Below are 15,816 nucleotides of genomic sequence, written 5' to 3' on the forward strand. Positions count from 1 at the left end.
ATGCAAAACAGGTTAGACCGGCATTAGGTGGCTAAGGGGTAGGGAAATATGGCAATTAATCCATTGAAGGCGTTCTTGTTCGCGGCGGGTGGGACCGTCGCGGCCGTAGGAACCGCCTATGTATCGGGCGCACTCGACCCGTATCTCAATCGCACGCCGCCGGCCGAAGTGGCGGCGCTGACGCCGCCCGCGGCGCCGAAACCGGCTGATCCCGGCACGGAAGCGCGGCTGCCGCCAGCGTCGGTGCCGGCCGCTCCCGCCGCGGCGCCCCAGGCGACGGCTCCGGCCGCACCGGCAACGGAGGCGGCGGCCCCAGCTGCGCCCGCCACGACTGGTCCGGTCGCACCGACGTTCGATGTCGTGCGTGTCGAGAGCAACGGCTCGATCGTCGTCGCCGGCAATGCGGCGCCCAACTCAAAGGTCGAGATCCTCAACGGCACGACCGTGCTCGGTTCGACGCTCGCCGGTCCCGATGGCGCCTTTGTCATCGTGCTCGACGATCCGCTGAAGCCCGGCGACTACACAATTGCGCTGCGTTCGACCACTGGCGATGTCGTGACCGCCTCGGCGCAGACCGCTGTCGTCTCGGTTCCCGCGAATGCGGCCGGCCAGGTGTTGGCCATGGTCGAGGAGCCGGGCAAGCCGGCCGAACTGCTCACGGTTCCGGCGCCCGAGACAAAGCCGGCCGCACCAGCCGCCGGCGACCAGGCTGCCGCTCCGGCAACCGAAGCGCCAGCGGCTGCAGCCCCGGCACCTGCCGGCCCGGCGACGCCGGCCGTCGTGGACGCAGCACCTGCTCCGGCGGCACCGGCAACGCCGCCTGCCGCACCGGTTGCCGAGCCCAAGATCGTCGTCGAGGCGGTCGAGATCGACGGCAACAAGATCTTTGTTGCCGGTCTCGCGGATGCCGGTCGCAAGGTGCGGGCCTATGCCAACGATATCCTGCTCGGTGATGCGCAGACGTCGCCGGACGGTCACTTCCTCGTCGAGGCGACGCGCGACATTCCGGTCGGCAGCTACACCATCCATGTCGACGGTCTCGACGCCGACGGCGTGAAGGTGGTAGCTCGCGCCGCCGTACCGTTCGAGCGCGAGCCGGGTGAAGCGATCGCCGCCGTGGCGCCTGCGGAGCCCAAGCCCGCCGAAGCAACGCCGGCGGCTCCAGCTGCCGCCGAAGCGCCTGCCGCGCCGGCCGGTGCAGCGCCTGCTGTTGTCGCGGCTGCTCCGGCCGAGCCCGCACCAGCAACGCCGGCTCCCGCCGCCGAAGCGCCTGCCGTCGTCGCGGCGGCCACGCCGCCAAGCGACGTACCCGAGACCGTGGCGCCCAAGCTCGAACATGCCGACGGCGCCGTCATCATCCGCCGCCACGACACGCTGTGGCGGATTTCGCGACGCGTCTACGGCCATGGCGTGCGCTACTCGACCATCTACCTCGCCAACCAGGACCAGATCAGCAATCCCGACCGCATCTGGCCGGGGCAGGTGTTCAAGGTGCCGGAAAAGTCGAAGGAAGGCGAAGCCGCCGACCTCAAGGCGATGGGCGAGCAGGCAACGACCGCGCCAGCCAAGACAAACTGATGCATTGAGCAAGTAGCTTCTCGGGCTCGCTCCGAGGGGCTGCGGTTCTTGCCGCAACCACATGCGGTGTACCAATCTCCTCGGCCGCTGCCCATACGGGCAGCTTGCCGTGGGACTAGTCATCGTTTATCGCCGATGGACGATGACCGAATCCCTCGTTGAAGCAGGCGGTAGCTGCCACGCGCCGGAAAGCCCCGCCGTGGATAGCCGCGCTATCGCCACCCGGCTGGCAGCACTTTCGCACCCGGCACGCATCGAGATCCTCAAACATCTGTCGGCCAGCAACTCCTGCTGCTGTCGCGAGGTCGTCGACCGTCTCGACCTGGCTCAGTCCACGGTTTCCCAGCATCTGAAAATCCTTGTCGAGGCCGGCTTGGTCCGCTTCGAGCCCGACCGCCAGCGCTCGCGCTACGCGGTCGACCGCGTCGCGCTCGCCGATGTGTCCTCATCGCTGAGCGCGCTCGTCACGTCCTGCTGCTCCGGCCGCTAAAAGATAAGAAGAAGGCACAAGAAATGGCCGAAAAAACCGTCTCCGACTCCTCGACCTTCAAGACGCTGCTCAACCTGTGGCCTTACATGTGGCCGGCGGACCGCGCCGATCTGAGGGCGCGGGTGACCTGGGCGACGCTGTTGCTGGTCGTCGCCAAGCTGACGCTCGTCGCCGGCCCCTACTTCTTCAAATGGGCGACCGACGCGCTTGCCGGCGATGCCAAATCGGTGCCGCCGCTGCCTTCCTTCCTGCTGGCGCCGGTGATGCTGGTCGTCGCCTACAATGTCGTGCGCCTGGTGCAGCTTGGCTTCAACCAGCTGCGTGACGCGCTATTTGCCCGCGTCGGCCAGTACGCGGTGCGCCAGCTCGCCTTCCGCACCTTCGTCCACATGCATCAACTGTCGCTGCGCTTTCACCTGGAGCGCCGCACCGGTGGCCTGTCGCGCATCATCGAGCGCGGCACCAAGGGCATCGAGACGATCGTGCGCTTCATCATGCTCAACACGGCGCCGACCATCCTCGAATTCGCGCTGACCACCGGCATCTTCGCCTACACCTATGGCTGGAAATATGTCGTCGTGGTCGCAGTCACCGTCTGGGTCTATGTCTGGTTCACGGTGCGCGCCAGCGACTGGCGCATCTCGATCCGCCGCGACATGAACGACAGCGACACCGACGCCAACACCAAGGCGATCGACTCGTTGCTCAACTACGAGACGGTCAAATACTTCAACAACGAAGGCATGGAAGCCGAGCGCTTCGACCGCTCGATGGCGCGCTACGAGATTGCCGCGACCAGGATCTGGACCTCGCTCGGCTGGCTGAACTTCGGCCAGGGCATCATCTTCGGCGCCGGCACCGTCATCGTCATGTGCATGTCGGCGCTGGAGGTGCAGGCCGGCACCCAGACGGTCGGCGACTTCGTCTTCATCAACGCCATGCTGATGCAGCTGTCGGTGCCGCTCAACTTCATCGGCTTCATCTATCGCGAAATCCGCCAGGGGTTGACCGACATCGAACAGATGTTCGACCTGCTCGATGTGCCGCAGGAGATCGTCGACAGACCGGATGCCAAACCATTGGCCGTCAGCGCCGGCACGGTCGAGTTCCGCGACGTGCATTTCTCCTATGACCCGAACCGCAAGATCCTGAAGGGCATCAGCTTCAAGGTGCCGGCCGGCAAGACGGTCGCCATTGTCGGGCCGTCGGGCGCCGGCAAGTCGACCATCTCGCGGCTTCTGTTCCGCTTCTACGACGTCCAGGGCGGCCAGGTGCTGATCGACGGTCAGGATATCAGGGACGTGACGCAGGAAAGCCTGCGCGGAGCGATCGGCATGGTGCCGCAGGACACCGTGCTGTTCAATGACACCATCGCCTACAACATCCGCTATGGCCGCATCGGCGCCAGCGAGGAGGATATGCGCAAGGCGGCCGAACTCGCCCAGATCGGCCCGTTCATCGAGCGGCTGCCTGATGGCTACAAGTCGATGGTCGGCGAACGTGGGTTGAAGCTCTCTGGCGGCGAGAAACAGCGCGTGGCAATCGCCCGCACCATCCTGAAGGCGCCACCGATCCTGATGCTCGACGAAGCGACGTCGGCCCTGGACAGCCACACCGAGCAGGAGATCCAGGCCGCGCTCGATCTGGTCAGCCGCGGTCGCACCACCATCGTCATCGCCCACCGGCTGTCGACGGTGATTTCCGCCGACGAGATCATCGTGCTGCAGGATGGCCAGATTGCCGAGCGCGGCACCCATGCCGAGCTGATGCGCAGGCATGGTCTCTATGCCTCGATGTGGGACCGCCAGCGCGAGGCGACCGAGGCCGAGGAGCGGCTGCGCATCGCCCGCGAGGGCGACGAGCTTGGCGTCATCGTTCGTCGCCGCACGTCCGAGGTGAATTGAAGGCTCAGCGTGGCAAACTGATTTTTCCGCTTGACCTCAACTTAAGTTGAGATTGTAGGTCGTTCTTGGAGCCCGGCAAGAAGCACAGTTCAAGAACGGAACAATCGATATGAGCAAGATAAATCAGAACGTTGACGGCGGCAGCGTGTTCAGGGTGGACAAGTTCGTCGTGCCCGCCGCCGCCCGCGAAGAGATACTCGCCAAGGTCAGGGCAACGCATGAATTGCTGCGCGTGCAGCAAGGGTTCGTGCAGGATTTCCTGCTCGAGCAATTCTCTGGCCCGGGCGAGTTCAACCTTGTGACGATCGTCGAATGGGAAAGCCAGGCGGCCGTCGACAAGGTGGTGCCGATCGTCAAGGCCGCGCACGAGCGCGTCGCCTTCAACCCGCAGGAGACGATCGCCCGGCTCGGAGTGCGGGCCGACATTGCCAACTATCAGCGGATTCCAGGGCTCTAACCGGGCCAGCCAACGCCAGGGGCCGGCGCGTCTGCGCTGAGCACCTGGCCGGTGCGGGCATCGCTGATCATGTGCTCGAAGCCACGCCATTCGGCGGCGACGATGAACAGCGTTTGCCTGTCGGTGCCACCCAGCATGCAGGCAAAGCAACCGCGATCGACACCGACCGCATGCAGCACCTTACCGCCTTCGCGCACCCTCAAGCAGTGCTTGTTGGGCACATCCGCATACCAGGCTGCGCCCTCGGCATCGAGGCAGATGCCATCAGGAAAGCCGTCGAGATCGGCCCAGATCCGCCGGTTGGCGAGGCTGCCGTCGGCGACGATGTCGAAGGCGGTCAGCCGGCTGGCATGGGATTCGGCGACGATCAGCGTCTTGTTGTCCGGGGTCACCGCCATGCCATTGGCAAAAGCGATGTCCTCGGCCACTTGCCGGATCGCGCCGTCGGGCGCAATCAGCACGATGGTGCCGGGGCCGAAATGCTGCCCGGGCGCCGGTGCCGGCCCGCCGCCATTGACATAGATGTTGCCGCGTCCGTCGACGACGATCTCATTCCACGGGCTTTTCGACAGAGGACGCAAATCAGCGTGGGTGACGAGCCTTCCATCGGCTTCCTGCCGCAGCAGCAAGCCTTCGCGGCCTGATACGACGAGCAGGCGGCCATCCGGCAGCCAGTCGATGGAATAGGGCAGGACAGCCGGCACGGTGAGCATGACCTCGCTCTTGCCTCGGGCATCGACAGCGACGATCTCGCCGGTGCCCCAGTTGCAGACCCACAGGCGCCCGTCATGCCAGCGCGGCGATTCCCCGAAGGCGAGGCCGGCAGTAACGAGACGCGGTGGGGTGGCCGATTGTGTCTGCATTTACGGGAACTCCTTGTTGCGCGCGTCACGGTGGCCGAAAGGTCCATGAAAGACGCTGTCTCACCAAGGACGGACGAGGGGTCTTCGTTCCGACAGCCGCTTTGTAGCTTTTCGTTCAGGAGGCGTCGGCCAGCATGACGTTGGCTTGTTCGTTGTAGTCGGTATCGACAAGTCGCGGGTCCTGCGGGTCGTGACCGTACCGCCAATATCGTACGTGCCGCAGCACATAACTGCTCCTGCCAGTTGCGGCCAATGCGGCCTTGCCCATTGTTGCGTTGCGGCGAAGGGGGCTTTGGGCTATTGAGGCCGGACTTGAAACGGAGCCCGTTTATACCCGATGAGCCTTGTCGATACGGTCAAGAACGCGTTCGTACCGATCCATCGCGAAGGCTATCCCTTCATCGCGGCCTTTGGCGCGGCAACGCTTTTCCTCGGCTATTTCTCCTCGGTCCTGTTCTGGATCGGCCTTATCCTGACGGCCTGGTGCGTCTATTTCTTCCGCGATCCCGAGCGCGTCACCCCGGTCGATGACCGCCTGGTGGTCAGCCCCGCCGATGGCATCATCTCGGCGGTCGGACCGGCCGTGCCGCCGCGCGAACTCGGCCTCGGCAATGTCGAGATGACCCGTATCTCGGTGTTCATGAACGTCTTTTCCTGCCATGTGAACCGCGCCCCGGTGCGCGGCCGCATCGCCAAGATCGAGCATCGGCCGGGAAAGTTCCTGAACGCCGAACTCGACAAGGCGAGCACCGAGAACGAGCGCAACGGCCTGGTCATCGAGAGCCCCAACGGCACGGTCGCCGCGGTTCAGATCGCCGGCCTGGTGGCGCGCCGCATCGTCTGCTGGGCAGAGGCCGGCGGCACGATCGCCATCGGCGAGCGTTTCGGCCTGATCCGCTTCGGCTCGCGCGTCGACGTGTTCCTGCCCTTGGCCGCTACGCCGCGCGTCGCCGTTGGCCAGACGGCCGTCGGCGGCGAAACCGTGCTGGCCGAATTCGGCGGTGTCGCCGGCACCCCCCTCGTGCGGATTTCTTGAGCCGTGGGCACGCAATACAAGAAGTTCGAGGCCCATGCCAGCGGCGGTCCGCGCATCCGCGAGATTCCGATGCGCATGGTGTTGCCCAACCTCGTCACCGTGCTTGCCATCTGCGCCGGCCTGTCCGGCATCCGCTTCGGCTTCGAAGGCCGCTTCGAGCCGGCGGTGGTGATGGTGCTGCTGGCTGCCTTCCTCGACGGCATTGACGGCCGCCTGGCGCGGATGCTGAAAGCGACCTCCAAATTCGGCGCTCAGATGGATTCGCTGGCCGACATCGTCAATTTCGGCGTTGCGCCGGCTCTGGTGCTCTATGCCTTCCTACTCGACCGCGCCGGCTCGCCGGGGTGGATTGCGGCGCTTTTGTTTGCGATCGCTTGCGGGCTGCGGCTCGCCCGTTTCAACGTGCTCGACGACGAGAAGGCCGATCGCCCTCTATGGCAGTCGGAATATTTCGTCGGGGTGCCGGCGCCGGCGGGCGCCGTGCTGGTGATGCTGCCGCTCTATCTCTATTTCCTGCGCACAGGGCTGGAGCCCAGTCGTCCAGCGGCCTTCGTCGCCACCGGCTTCACCATCCTGGTCGCCTTCCTGCTGGTCAGCCGACTGCCGGTCTATTCCGGCAAGAGCCTGAGAATCCCGGGCGACAGGGTGTTGCCGATCATCCTTGGTGTCGTCCTCTACATCCTGCTTCTGATGACCTATCCCTGGTACACGCTGACCGCCTCGGTCGCCGGATACCTGATCTTCCTGCCGTTCAGTGTGCGCGCCTATTCGAAGCGCGCCAAGCTGGAGGGCGAGAAGGTGCCGCCTTCGGACATAGGTTAAGAACGGCGGCGAAGTATTTGACTGGATTCAGGCTGCCGCGCTCAGCCCCAGCCTGTCGATCGCCAGCTTGCGGGTCGAGACATAGTCAGTCTTGCCGGATCCCAGCACCGGGATTTCCTCCACCTTGATGATGTCGTTCGGCACCATCAGTTCGGCGGCACCCGCCTGTTTGCCGAACTTGCGCAACTCGTCTGGATTGGCATCGTCGGCGGTGGTGACCAGCACAATGCGCTCGCCGCGCCTCTTGTCCGGCACCGCCACCGCCGCATGGCGCTCCTCCGGCCACAGCGACTGTACCAGCATCTCGACCGCACCCAGCGACACCATCTCGCCAGCGATCTTGGCGAAGCGTTTGGCCCGGCCGCGAATGGTGATGAAGCCCTCGCGGTCGACGGCTACGATGTCGCCGGTGTCAAGCCAGCCGGTCAATGGCTGCAACTCACCGGCGCGGTTCGCGGTCATGTAACCCATCATCAGGTTCGGTCCGTCGAGCCACAATTGGCCGGCGTCGCTGATGCCTTCGACAGGCTCCAGCTTCATGCGCATGGCGGGCAACAGCCGCCCGACCGTGCCGTCGCGGCCATGGATCGCGGTGTTGACGGCAACCACGGGTGCGGCTTCGGTCAGCCCGAAACCTTCGATGATCTCGGCCTGGAAGCGCTCGCGATAGACGCGGCGGGTTTCCGGCTTCACCGCTTCGGCGCCGGCGACGATGAAACGCAGGCTGGAAAAGTCGCCGTCCTTGGCGGTGCGCGCGTAGTTGGCGAGGAAGGTGTCGGTGCCGAACATGATGGTCGGTTTCACCTTGCGTGCGATCTCGGGGATGATCTTGTAGTGCAGCGGCGAAGGGTAGAGGAACAGTTTTACGCCGGTGACCAAAGGCAGGATGGTGCCACCCGTCATGCCGAAAGAGTGGAACACCGGCAGCACGTTGAGCAGGATGTCGGACGGCGAGATGGTGATGCGGGCCTCGGCCTGCATGGCGTTCGCGAGCAGGTTCCTGTGCGACAGCACCACCGCTTTCGGTGTGCCTTCTGACCCGGATGTGAACAGGATCAGCGCCGGCTTGGCCGCATCCTGCCGCTGCAGCGGCCTGCGCCACAGCAAAGCGGCTGCAAGCTTGTCCAGCGCGGTGACGCTTTTGCGCACATCCTCCAGCCATACGAATGTGGCGCCACCCTTTTCGGCCGCCGCGACGATATCGGCGAGGCCTGCCTTCTCGACGAAGGCACGGGAGGAGATGACGGTACGGATCATCGTTGTGCGCACGGCGGCGGTGACGCTGGCCGGTCCGGCCGTGTAATTGATCATCGCCGCCAACCGGCCTGCCGACAGAAGGCCGGTAAGCGACAGCACGACGCCATTGGCGTTGGGCAGCATCAGCCCGACCGCTTCGCCTGCCGCCGTGACCGCCTCGAAGCGTTTGCCCAGCACCCGTGCGCCGATGAACATCTTGCGGTAGCTCAGCACGCCCGAGATGATGTCCTCGATGATCGGATGTGAGGCGCCCACACGGTCGGCGGCATCGCGCATGGCCAGAAACAGGCCACGATCGAGGTCAGTGCCGAAAAGCCGGGCCTCGGCGATACGGTCGAACAGCGCGTTGGTGTTCGAAGTCTGGTCCGGGTTGCGTGCCGCCAGTTCGGCGATGGTCATTGGCTCGAGCACGCTGATCGACAGCCGCGGAAACCAGTGCCGCGGTGCCTTGTCCGCCGGCGTCAGCGAAACCGGCAGGCTGCGCGCGCCGGCGACGAAGATCGGCACGATGCGTGCGTCGGCCTGCATGGCGATGCGGGTGACCGCGCGAAATAGCCGGAATGTCTTGACGTCAGGCTCGACCGCATCCGGCAGGTAGACGGCGAGCCGGCCCTTGCCCTTCAGTACCCGCACCAGGCGGCGGCTGACGAAGACATGTTCGGCATTGAAGGCGATAGTGCGGCCAAGCTCGCGCCAGGGTTCGAGCCAAGGCGACCGCGCCGAGACCTCATCGAGGATGTGCAGCGTGTCGTCCGGCAGCAGCGACAGCATCAGCGCCGGCTCGAAGCGCGATTGATGCGAGATGACGTAGATCACAGGGACCTGCGCCTTGCGGGCGATCCCGATGCGGTCGTCGGCGATCCGGTAGGCGAGCTTGAACGGCACATAGAGCAGCGCCTGGGTGAAGCGCAGGCCGAGGCGGAGCTTTTCCACCACGCCGATCAGCAGCCAGGCCAAAACGAGACCCGCGAGCAGCGCCAGTGTCAGGATCATGCCGCATCTCTCCCAACGATCTTAGCATCGCGGCTCTTTCGCGGCCGCTTCGGCCAGAACCTAGACGATGTGGGAGCAAGGTCAATGCGAAGCTTTTTCCTTCTCCCATGAGGGAGGAGGAAAACCGCAGCTCACGCCGTCTTCAACCGTCCGCTGATAAAACGAAACTCCTGTGTCTTACCGCCATAGCCGTAGGCGGCGGCCGGCACTTCATGCACGAAGGCATAGCTCTCCTCGTGCACGCTGCCCAGCAGGCGGCCGAAGGCGGCGAAGATCTCCTTGAGATAGGCCTCCAGCTCGAGCTTGGTGTTGGTGCCGTCGACCACCTTGATGTCCAGCCAGAACGTATTGGTCCCGTGCTCGGCCAGCGATCTGCCGCCGGCGAACCAGTGCTGTGGATCGATGTAGGATATGGCAACCGCGGTGATCGTCGGATCCTTGCGCAGCCGCGTGGCGGTGATCTCGGTCACCTCCCTGGCAATCCTGGCGGACAACGCGGCGTCGGGCTTGCCGGTGACATTGACGTTGATGATGGGCATTTTTCTTCTCCTTCGCTCAAGCGGCGTCCGATCGCCGGCGGGAGAACCCTGCCATCATCAAGGAGTCAAAAAAAACGAATTGTTTTAAACAGAAGATTCGATAATATCGAATTATGGAGACGCTCGATCCCGACCTGCTCAGGACCTTCCTCGCCTTCGTCGACAGCGGCTCGCTGGCGCAGGCGGCATCGAGCGTCGGCCGTTCTCCCTCGGCGGTGACCGCACAGATGCAGCGGCTCGAGGAGATCGTCGGCGAGCCGCTTCTGGCGCCGCAAGGCAGGGGACGCGGCCTGACGCCCGCCGGCGAGGACCTTGTCGGTCATGCCAGGCGCATCCTGGCGGCGCATCGCGAGGCGTGGCTGGCCATGAAGGGTGCGCGGGCTGCGGGGCGCGTTGCCATCGGCACAACGCAGGACTTCGCCGACAGTGGCTTGCCCGACCTGTTGCGCGCCTTCGCCGTCAGTCATCCGCGCGTCGGGATCGAGTTGCGTGTAGGCCGCTCCACTGAGCTGGCACAGGCACTGCGGTCTGGCAGCCTCGATCTGGCGATCGTCATGCGCCAGGCCGCGATGCCCGACGAAATCGGCGTCCTGCGCGAGGCGATGATATGGCTGTGTTCACAAAAGGGGCTGGCCTCGCGGCAGGAAGAATTGCCGCTGGCGCTGCTCGATCCGCATTGCGGCTTTCGCGAAGCGGCGATCGCCGCGCTCGATGCGGCCGGTCGCCGTTACCGTATCGCCGCCGGCAGCGCCAGCCTGGCCGGCCTGCGCACAGCCGTGAATGCCGGTGTTGCGCTGACGCTGCGCACGGCACGCTTTGCCCATTCCGGCATTGTCGAGGCCCCGAGCGAGCTTGGCCTGCCACAGGTGCCGATGGCTGAGTTCGCCATTCGGCTGCGCGGCGGTGCCGAGGGTCCCGCCCGCGATCTGGCGGCACTGCTCAGCGGCACCCTGGCGCTGCCTGGGCTCCTTGGTTGAAACGGTGCAAGTCGTGCGGCGGGATTCATCGGCAAAGAAAAAGCCGACCTTGCGGTCGGCTTGAAAGTAGGACGGGCCGAGGGGTTTGGGGGGACTTGGGGTGGCCCGTCGCATCAACAATGCCTGACCCCGATGATGGTTCCGTGACTGCGCCATTTTTTTAAGAGATATTTGACGCCATGCGTTGCGAGCGGGCCGCCAGCCAGTCGCGACCGGCATGGGCAAACACGGCGGCGAGCACAATGGCGCCGCCGATCATGCTGGCTGCTGGCGCAAGCTCGCCCAGAAACAGGAAGGCAAACAGAATCGCGAACGGCACTTCGGCTGAGCCGAGCAGTCCGGATTCGGCCGCCGGGATCAGCCGCGCGCCTTCCGTCCACAGGATCGAGGACAGCGCGAAGGACGCGCCGAAGGTGACGAGCAAAACGGCATCCCTTGGTGAAACCGCCAGCGGATCGGTGACGAACCAGCCGAGAACGAACAGCAGGAAGGCCGACACCGCACCAGCCCACACCACGGGTGTGTCGCGGAAGGCGCGCACCATGATCATGTAGAGGGCGCTGCCAATGGTCATCAGCAGCGCCAGCCCGTCGCCGAAGAGATTGCCGGTGCCGAAGCCGGACCAGACCATGATCGCCACGCCGCACAGCGACACGGCGGCCGCGACCATCGTCTGCAGGCGGAAGGGTTCACGTGTCAGGGCCCAGGCGAGCAGCGCGGTGACGAAAGGCGCGGTCGCGTAGATGACTGCAACATTGGCGACGAAGGTGAACTTGAACGCGGAGATGAAGGCAATGCTGGCCAGCGCGCCCTCTACCGCCAGCAGGCAGCCGCGCCAGCCAAGCCGCAGGCTCTCGCGCCCGCCGGAGCGGCGGCGTCGCCACAGCACATAGAGGCTGATCAGGATCGAGCCGACAAAGCCTCGCCAGCAGATGATGGTCAGCGGGTCGGCGTGGATCGATTTGGTCAGCACGCCAGTCAGGCCGAACACAGCCGCCGATGAGGACACCAGGATGATGCCGAGCGTGCGTTCTGCGGTTTCGGTGGTGGCTGCGATGTCAGTCATAAAGCCAGCCTACGCCGCTCGGTCCTGACATCGTAGTGTCAGCTGTGATGGCCGTGCACATCAAAGCCGTTTACGGAAATGCTCGCCGCCCACGATCAGCAGGCCGGCGGCGACGATAAGGGCGGCGCCGAAGAACACTTCGCGGCGTGGCACGTCGCCCCAGATCGCAAAGCCGAGCGCGAACGCCCACAATAGTGAGGTGTATTCGAGGGGGGCGAGGATCGATGCCGGCGTTCGCTTCATGCCTTCGAAGAGAAGATATTGCGCGAGGCCGCCGAGCGCGCCGACGCTTGCAAGGAGCAGCAACTGGGTCCCGTCCGGTGTGTGCCACCACAGCAGCCCCGGCACCGCCGAAAACACCAGGAAGTAGAAATTGTTGAGGAGCAACTGGATCAGCGAGCGCTCGGCAAGGGCGGTCTTGCGCAGCAGCACGACGGCAATGCCCCACAAAACAGCGGCAGCCAAAACCTGAAGCACCGGCACGGACAGGCCGAGATGGGTGGGATCGCAAGCGACGAAGACGCCGGCAAAACCGATTAGCACGGCAAACCAGCGCAGCAAGGGCACCTTTTCGCCGAGCATCGCCACCGAAAGCACGGTAACGATGATCGGAGCCGCGTAATAGACGGTGGTCAGTTCGGCGAGCTGCAGGCTGCGGGCGGCGTTGTAGTAGCAGAGCCAGGCGGCGAGCGTGAAGGCGCTGCGCACCAGCATCGGCCGCACGATCGGCGACCGAACTGTATCGGCAAACAGCCGTCGTCCGCCGATCGCCGCGCAGGCGCCGAGGATGGTGATGCTGCGGAAGAACATGATCTGCCAGACGCTCATTCCGGCAACCAGCAGCTTGATCGAGGCGTCTTGCGTCGAAAACAGGAAATAGGCCCCGCCGGTCAGCAGGATTCCGGCGAGAACCCTTTCGCGTGTTTCGAGAATGGCGATATCGGCCATAAGGCGCGGGACCAACGTTGCGGAAGGTGACGGAAATGCTGTGTGGAGCGACGCGAGGACACTGTAAAGTCAGGCCACGGTGCCGTCCTCTATACGGGTGAAAGTAGGTGCAGCGCTACGCCAGCCCCATGCTTGCGTTAGGGCAGGGACTGGCGATCTTGCTTCCTGGAGGCGATCGGCCCTTATATCTGACAAAGCTACGCCCCCGGTCGGCCACAAAAGCGAAAAAAGGAGCGCACATGGACGCAACCGAACTTAAGGCCATGCAGGCGCCGCTGAAGCAGGCTTATCGCGACGATGCTTCGCGCGCGCTGATCACGCTGCGCGCCAAAGGGTCGGTCGACGACCAATCGGTTGCCTGCAAGGTAGAGACGGGCAGGGCGATTGCAATCGCCGGCCTGCATCCGGCAACCGGCGGCTCAGGGCTCGAACTCTGCTCGGGCGACATGCTGCTGGAGGCGTTGGTGGCTTGCGCCGGGGTGACGCTGAAGGCTGTGGCGACGGCGCTTGAATTCAAGCTCGGCGCCGCCACGGTGGAGGCCGAAGGCGACCTTGATTTTCGCGGCACGCTCGGTGTCGCCAAGGATGCGCCGGTTGGCTTTCGCGCCATCCGACTGAATTTCAGTCTCGACACGAATGAACCGCAGGAGCGGATAGATTCGCTGCTGAAACTGACCGAGCGCTACTGCGTGGTGTTCCAGACCATCAACCAGAAGCCGGAGCTGACAGTGAGCGCGCGGCGTTGAAGTTGCAATCTCCCATGGGTGAGATTGGCCATCTTTCCGGCTTTCGCTGGAGCTCCAGGAAAAGTGTGAAACGGTTTTCCCGGGAAAAGCGCACAGCGCTTTCCCTTGGGAATTGCGTCAAAACAAAGAGATAGAGCGGTTCGGCGTATCCGTGAAACGATGAACCGCTCCAGCTGGTGCTTACTGCGCTGACGGCGTTTCGGCGTCGCCCTCGTCGGTGAAGGGCGAGGCGCTCGGCACGCATTGCACCGACCAGCCGGCTGGTGTCGGCTGCTTTTGATATTCGGTGATGGCGGCGGTGCACTGTTCGCGCTTGTCGAAGGTGCTGGGCAGCACGACCATGCCGCCTTGCGGACCGGCTATTACCAGATACCAGACCAACGCTACAGTCGAAGCCATGGGGATTTTCCTTGTTCTGCCCAGCCAGGGCGCTTGTTGCGGGAGTCGTTATGATCCTACCAACTCCACGGAAATGACGAAAGCATGACCGCTGCGCGGCCTTCCACCCTCAAATCACAGCCGCGTGATGACAACGCGGTTTTGGAGGCCGAATTTTTAAAGGCCAGCCGGCTCAGTCGGTTGCAAAACAATAGAACAGGCCATCGCCACCGGTGCCCTTCAGCGCCTCCTGGCTGCAGCCGCCGCGCGAGGCGTGCGAGGAATTCCAGGACTTGGCGGCGGCCGAATCGTCAAGGCCGGTGCGATCGTGATGACCCATCATCGCGGCCCCTTCCGCGCCACTCATCGTCCAGTCGCCGCAGGTCTGGTCGGCTATCTTCGTGCCGTCAGGCTTGGAGCCGGTGAGCATGTCGTGCCGATTTGGCGTGTCGCCGCGGCCGTTGACCAATTCGCCCTCCTCGTTCAGCGCTGTCTGCTTGGTGATGCCGTTGGTGTCGCTGTGCAGCGAAGCGACGTCGTCGGCTATCTTGACACCCTTGGCATTCACCCATGGTCCCTTGCCGATGCGGTCGCGCGCATCGGTGTCGCTTGTCGAAAGATACGCATGCCAGGTCCTGCCGGTGACGCCGGCGGATTCCGCCAGCGACGCGCAATGCGCGTCCGCGCCCTTGAGGCCACCGAGATCGGCGCCCTTGCCCGAACCGACACTGGTGACGAAGAAACTCATCTTTGCGTCTTGCGAGAGGGCTGTGCCGGCAGTGACGGCCGTGATGGCGGTGGCGGCAACGAGAAGATTTCTGCGCATGTCGGTCCTCCGGTTGGCTTCGAATGGTTGCATTCGAAGAAACGTTGCCGGAGGCCTATTTAATCCGCTTCGCGCTCAAGTTTTATTCCGGCTGCCTGTACGCGACAAATCGGTTGTGTTTGGCCTGGAAGATCAGCCCGGTCTCTTTCAGGTGCGGGCTGGCCAGCGGCACGATGCGCCTGGCGATTTCCGAGGGGTGCGGCAGCGTTGCCGGATCCTCGCCGGGTACGGCCTGGGCACGCATGGCGGTGCGGGTGGCGCCAGGGTCGGCCGCGTTGACGCGCAGCGGCAGGCTTTGCGTCTCCTGCGCCCAGGAGCGCATCATCGTCTCGACCGCAGCCTTGGACGCCGCGTAGGGCGCCCAGAAGGCGCGCGCCGAATGAGCCGCGTTGGAGGAAAGCAGAATGGCCCGGCCGGCGTCGGAGAGCCGCAGCAGCGGGTCGACCGAGCGGATCAGCCGCCATGTCGAGGTGACGTTGATGGTCATCACCTTCTCGAAGGTCTTCGCCTCGACATGGCCGATCGGTGAGATCACGCCGAGCACGCCGGCATTGGCGACGAGAATGTCGAGCTTGCCCCAGCGTTCGTGGATGGCGCCGCCCAGCCGGTCAATGCCGGCCATGTCGGCGAGATCGAGCGGCACCAGCGTCGCCTGGCCGCCTGCCGCCTTTATCTGATCGTCGAGTTCCTCCAGGCCGCCGACAGTGCGCGCAACCGCAATGACATGCGCGCCGGCGGCGGCCAGTTCCTTGGCGATGAAATAGCCGATGCCGCGCGAAGCGCCGGTGACGACCGCAACGCGGCCGGTAAGGTCGAGGGTCATGCGATGGATTCCGGAAATCTGGCTAAGGCTAAAGCAATTCCAGGAAAAGTGTGAAACGGTTTTCCGTCTGGAATTGCGTCGAAACAAAGAGATAGAGCGGTTCTGCGTTTCCG

The 15,816-nt window shown here is 64.4% G+C and carries 16 protein-coding genes; 8 read left to right on the forward strand and 8 right to left on the reverse strand.

Annotation, left to right across the window (positions count from 1 at the left end; genetic code table 11):
* The first annotated feature begins 48 nt into the window (after window positions 1-48).
* The 4 genes from BLS48_RS09760 (at window position 49) to BLS48_RS09775 (ending at window position 4,429) form a co-directional block, all read left to right on the forward strand.
* Window positions 49-1,578: a LysM peptidoglycan-binding domain-containing protein gene (locus tag BLS48_RS09760; protein ID WP_091577159.1), complete on the forward strand. Its 1,530-nt coding sequence runs from the start codon at window positions 49-51 to the stop codon at window positions 1,576-1,578.
* A 142-nt stretch (window positions 1,579-1,720) separates the two neighbouring features.
* Entirely contained in the window at window positions 1,721-2,068 is a 348-nt protein-coding gene (locus BLS48_RS09765; RefSeq protein ID WP_091577161.1) for an ArsR/SmtB family transcription factor, read from the forward strand.
* 23 nt (window positions 2,069-2,091) lie between these two features.
* On the forward strand, window positions 2,092-3,972 hold the full coding sequence (locus BLS48_RS09770) for an ABCB family ABC transporter ATP-binding protein/permease (RefSeq protein WP_091577162.1): 1,881 nt from the start codon (window positions 2,092-2,094) through the stop codon (window positions 3,970-3,972).
* Between the two features lie 109 nt (window positions 3,973-4,081).
* Complete coding sequence (locus tag BLS48_RS09775; RefSeq protein ID WP_091577164.1) at window positions 4,082-4,429, forward strand: antibiotic biosynthesis monooxygenase family protein; 348 nt, start codon at window positions 4,082-4,084, stop codon at window positions 4,427-4,429.
* Here BLS48_RS09775 and BLS48_RS09780 read toward each other — a convergent pair.
* Window positions 4,426-5,292, reverse strand: a complete 867-nt coding sequence (locus tag BLS48_RS09780) for an SMP-30/gluconolactonase/LRE family protein (RefSeq protein ID WP_091577166.1) — start codon at window positions 5,290-5,292, stop codon at window positions 4,426-4,428. The two genes, BLS48_RS09775 and BLS48_RS09780, sit on opposite strands and share 4 nt — an antisense overlap.
* Window positions 5,293-5,629: 337 nt before the next feature.
* Between BLS48_RS09780 and BLS48_RS09785 the strand changes: the two genes are divergently transcribed.
* A complete protein-coding gene (locus tag BLS48_RS09785; protein ID WP_091577167.1) occupies window positions 5,630-6,328 on the forward strand; it encodes a phosphatidylserine decarboxylase in 699 nt (232 codons plus the stop codon).
* Between the two features lie 3 nt (window positions 6,329-6,331).
* Window positions 6,332-7,150 (forward strand): CDP-alcohol phosphatidyltransferase family protein, encoded by an 819-nt coding sequence (locus BLS48_RS09790; protein ID WP_091577169.1) that lies wholly within the window; start codon window positions 6,332-6,334, stop codon window positions 7,148-7,150.
* A 27-nt stretch (window positions 7,151-7,177) separates the two neighbouring features.
* Here the strand turns inward: BLS48_RS09790 and BLS48_RS09795 are convergent, their stop codons facing one another.
* On the reverse strand, window positions 7,178-9,400 hold the full coding sequence (locus tag BLS48_RS09795; RefSeq protein WP_091577171.1) for an AMP-binding protein: 2,223 nt from the start codon (window positions 9,398-9,400) through the stop codon (window positions 7,178-7,180).
* A gap of 131 nt (window positions 9,401-9,531) precedes the next feature.
* Complete coding sequence (locus tag BLS48_RS09800) at window positions 9,532-9,939, reverse strand: tautomerase family protein (protein ID WP_091577172.1); 408 nt, start codon at window positions 9,937-9,939, stop codon at window positions 9,532-9,534.
* Window positions 9,940-10,052: 113 nt separating this feature from the next.
* On the opposite strand from BLS48_RS09800, the gene BLS48_RS09805 reads away from it, so the two are divergent.
* Window positions 10,053-10,916 (forward strand): LysR substrate-binding domain-containing protein, encoded by an 864-nt coding sequence (locus BLS48_RS09805; protein WP_091577174.1) that lies wholly within the window; start codon window positions 10,053-10,055, stop codon window positions 10,914-10,916.
* 160 nt (window positions 10,917-11,076) lie between these two features.
* Here the strand turns inward: BLS48_RS09805 and BLS48_RS09810 are convergent, their stop codons facing one another.
* Window positions 11,077-11,982: a DMT family transporter gene (locus BLS48_RS09810; RefSeq protein WP_091577175.1), complete on the reverse strand. Its 906-nt coding sequence runs from the start codon at window positions 11,980-11,982 to the stop codon at window positions 11,077-11,079.
* 60 nt (window positions 11,983-12,042) lie between these two features.
* Window positions 12,043-12,930 (reverse strand): DMT family transporter, encoded by an 888-nt coding sequence (locus BLS48_RS09815; RefSeq protein ID WP_091577177.1) that lies wholly within the window; start codon window positions 12,928-12,930, stop codon window positions 12,043-12,045.
* Window positions 12,931-13,169: 239 nt separating this feature from the next.
* Here BLS48_RS09815 and BLS48_RS09820 point away from each other — a divergent pair, with 239 nt between their 5' ends.
* Window positions 13,170-13,676 (forward strand): OsmC family protein, encoded by a 507-nt coding sequence (locus BLS48_RS09820; protein WP_091577179.1) that lies wholly within the window; start codon window positions 13,170-13,172, stop codon window positions 13,674-13,676.
* Between the two features lie 180 nt (window positions 13,677-13,856).
* Here BLS48_RS09820 and BLS48_RS09825 read toward each other — a convergent pair whose 3' ends face one another.
* From BLS48_RS09825 to BLS48_RS09835, 3 genes are all read right to left on the reverse strand, one after another.
* The gene (locus BLS48_RS09825) at window positions 13,857-14,075 is read right to left on the reverse strand and encodes a hypothetical protein (protein ID WP_091577180.1); all 219 of its coding nucleotides are present in this window, start codon (window positions 14,073-14,075) and stop codon (window positions 13,857-13,859) included.
* Window positions 14,076-14,247: 172 nt separating this feature from the next.
* Window positions 14,248-14,880, reverse strand: coding sequence for a hypothetical protein (locus BLS48_RS09830; protein ID WP_091577568.1), 633 nt, complete (start codon window positions 14,878-14,880; stop codon window positions 14,248-14,250).
* An 82-nt stretch (window positions 14,881-14,962) separates the two neighbouring features.
* On the reverse strand, window positions 14,963-15,703 hold the full coding sequence (locus BLS48_RS09835) for an SDR family NAD(P)-dependent oxidoreductase (RefSeq protein ID WP_091577182.1): 741 nt from the start codon (window positions 15,701-15,703) through the stop codon (window positions 14,963-14,965).
* Window positions 15,704-15,816 lie beyond the last annotated feature (113 nt).

The organism is Mesorhizobium qingshengii, from assembly GCF_900103325.1.
In the GTDB taxonomy this organism is placed as follows: domain Bacteria; phylum Pseudomonadota; class Alphaproteobacteria; order Rhizobiales; family Rhizobiaceae; genus Mesorhizobium; species Mesorhizobium qingshengii.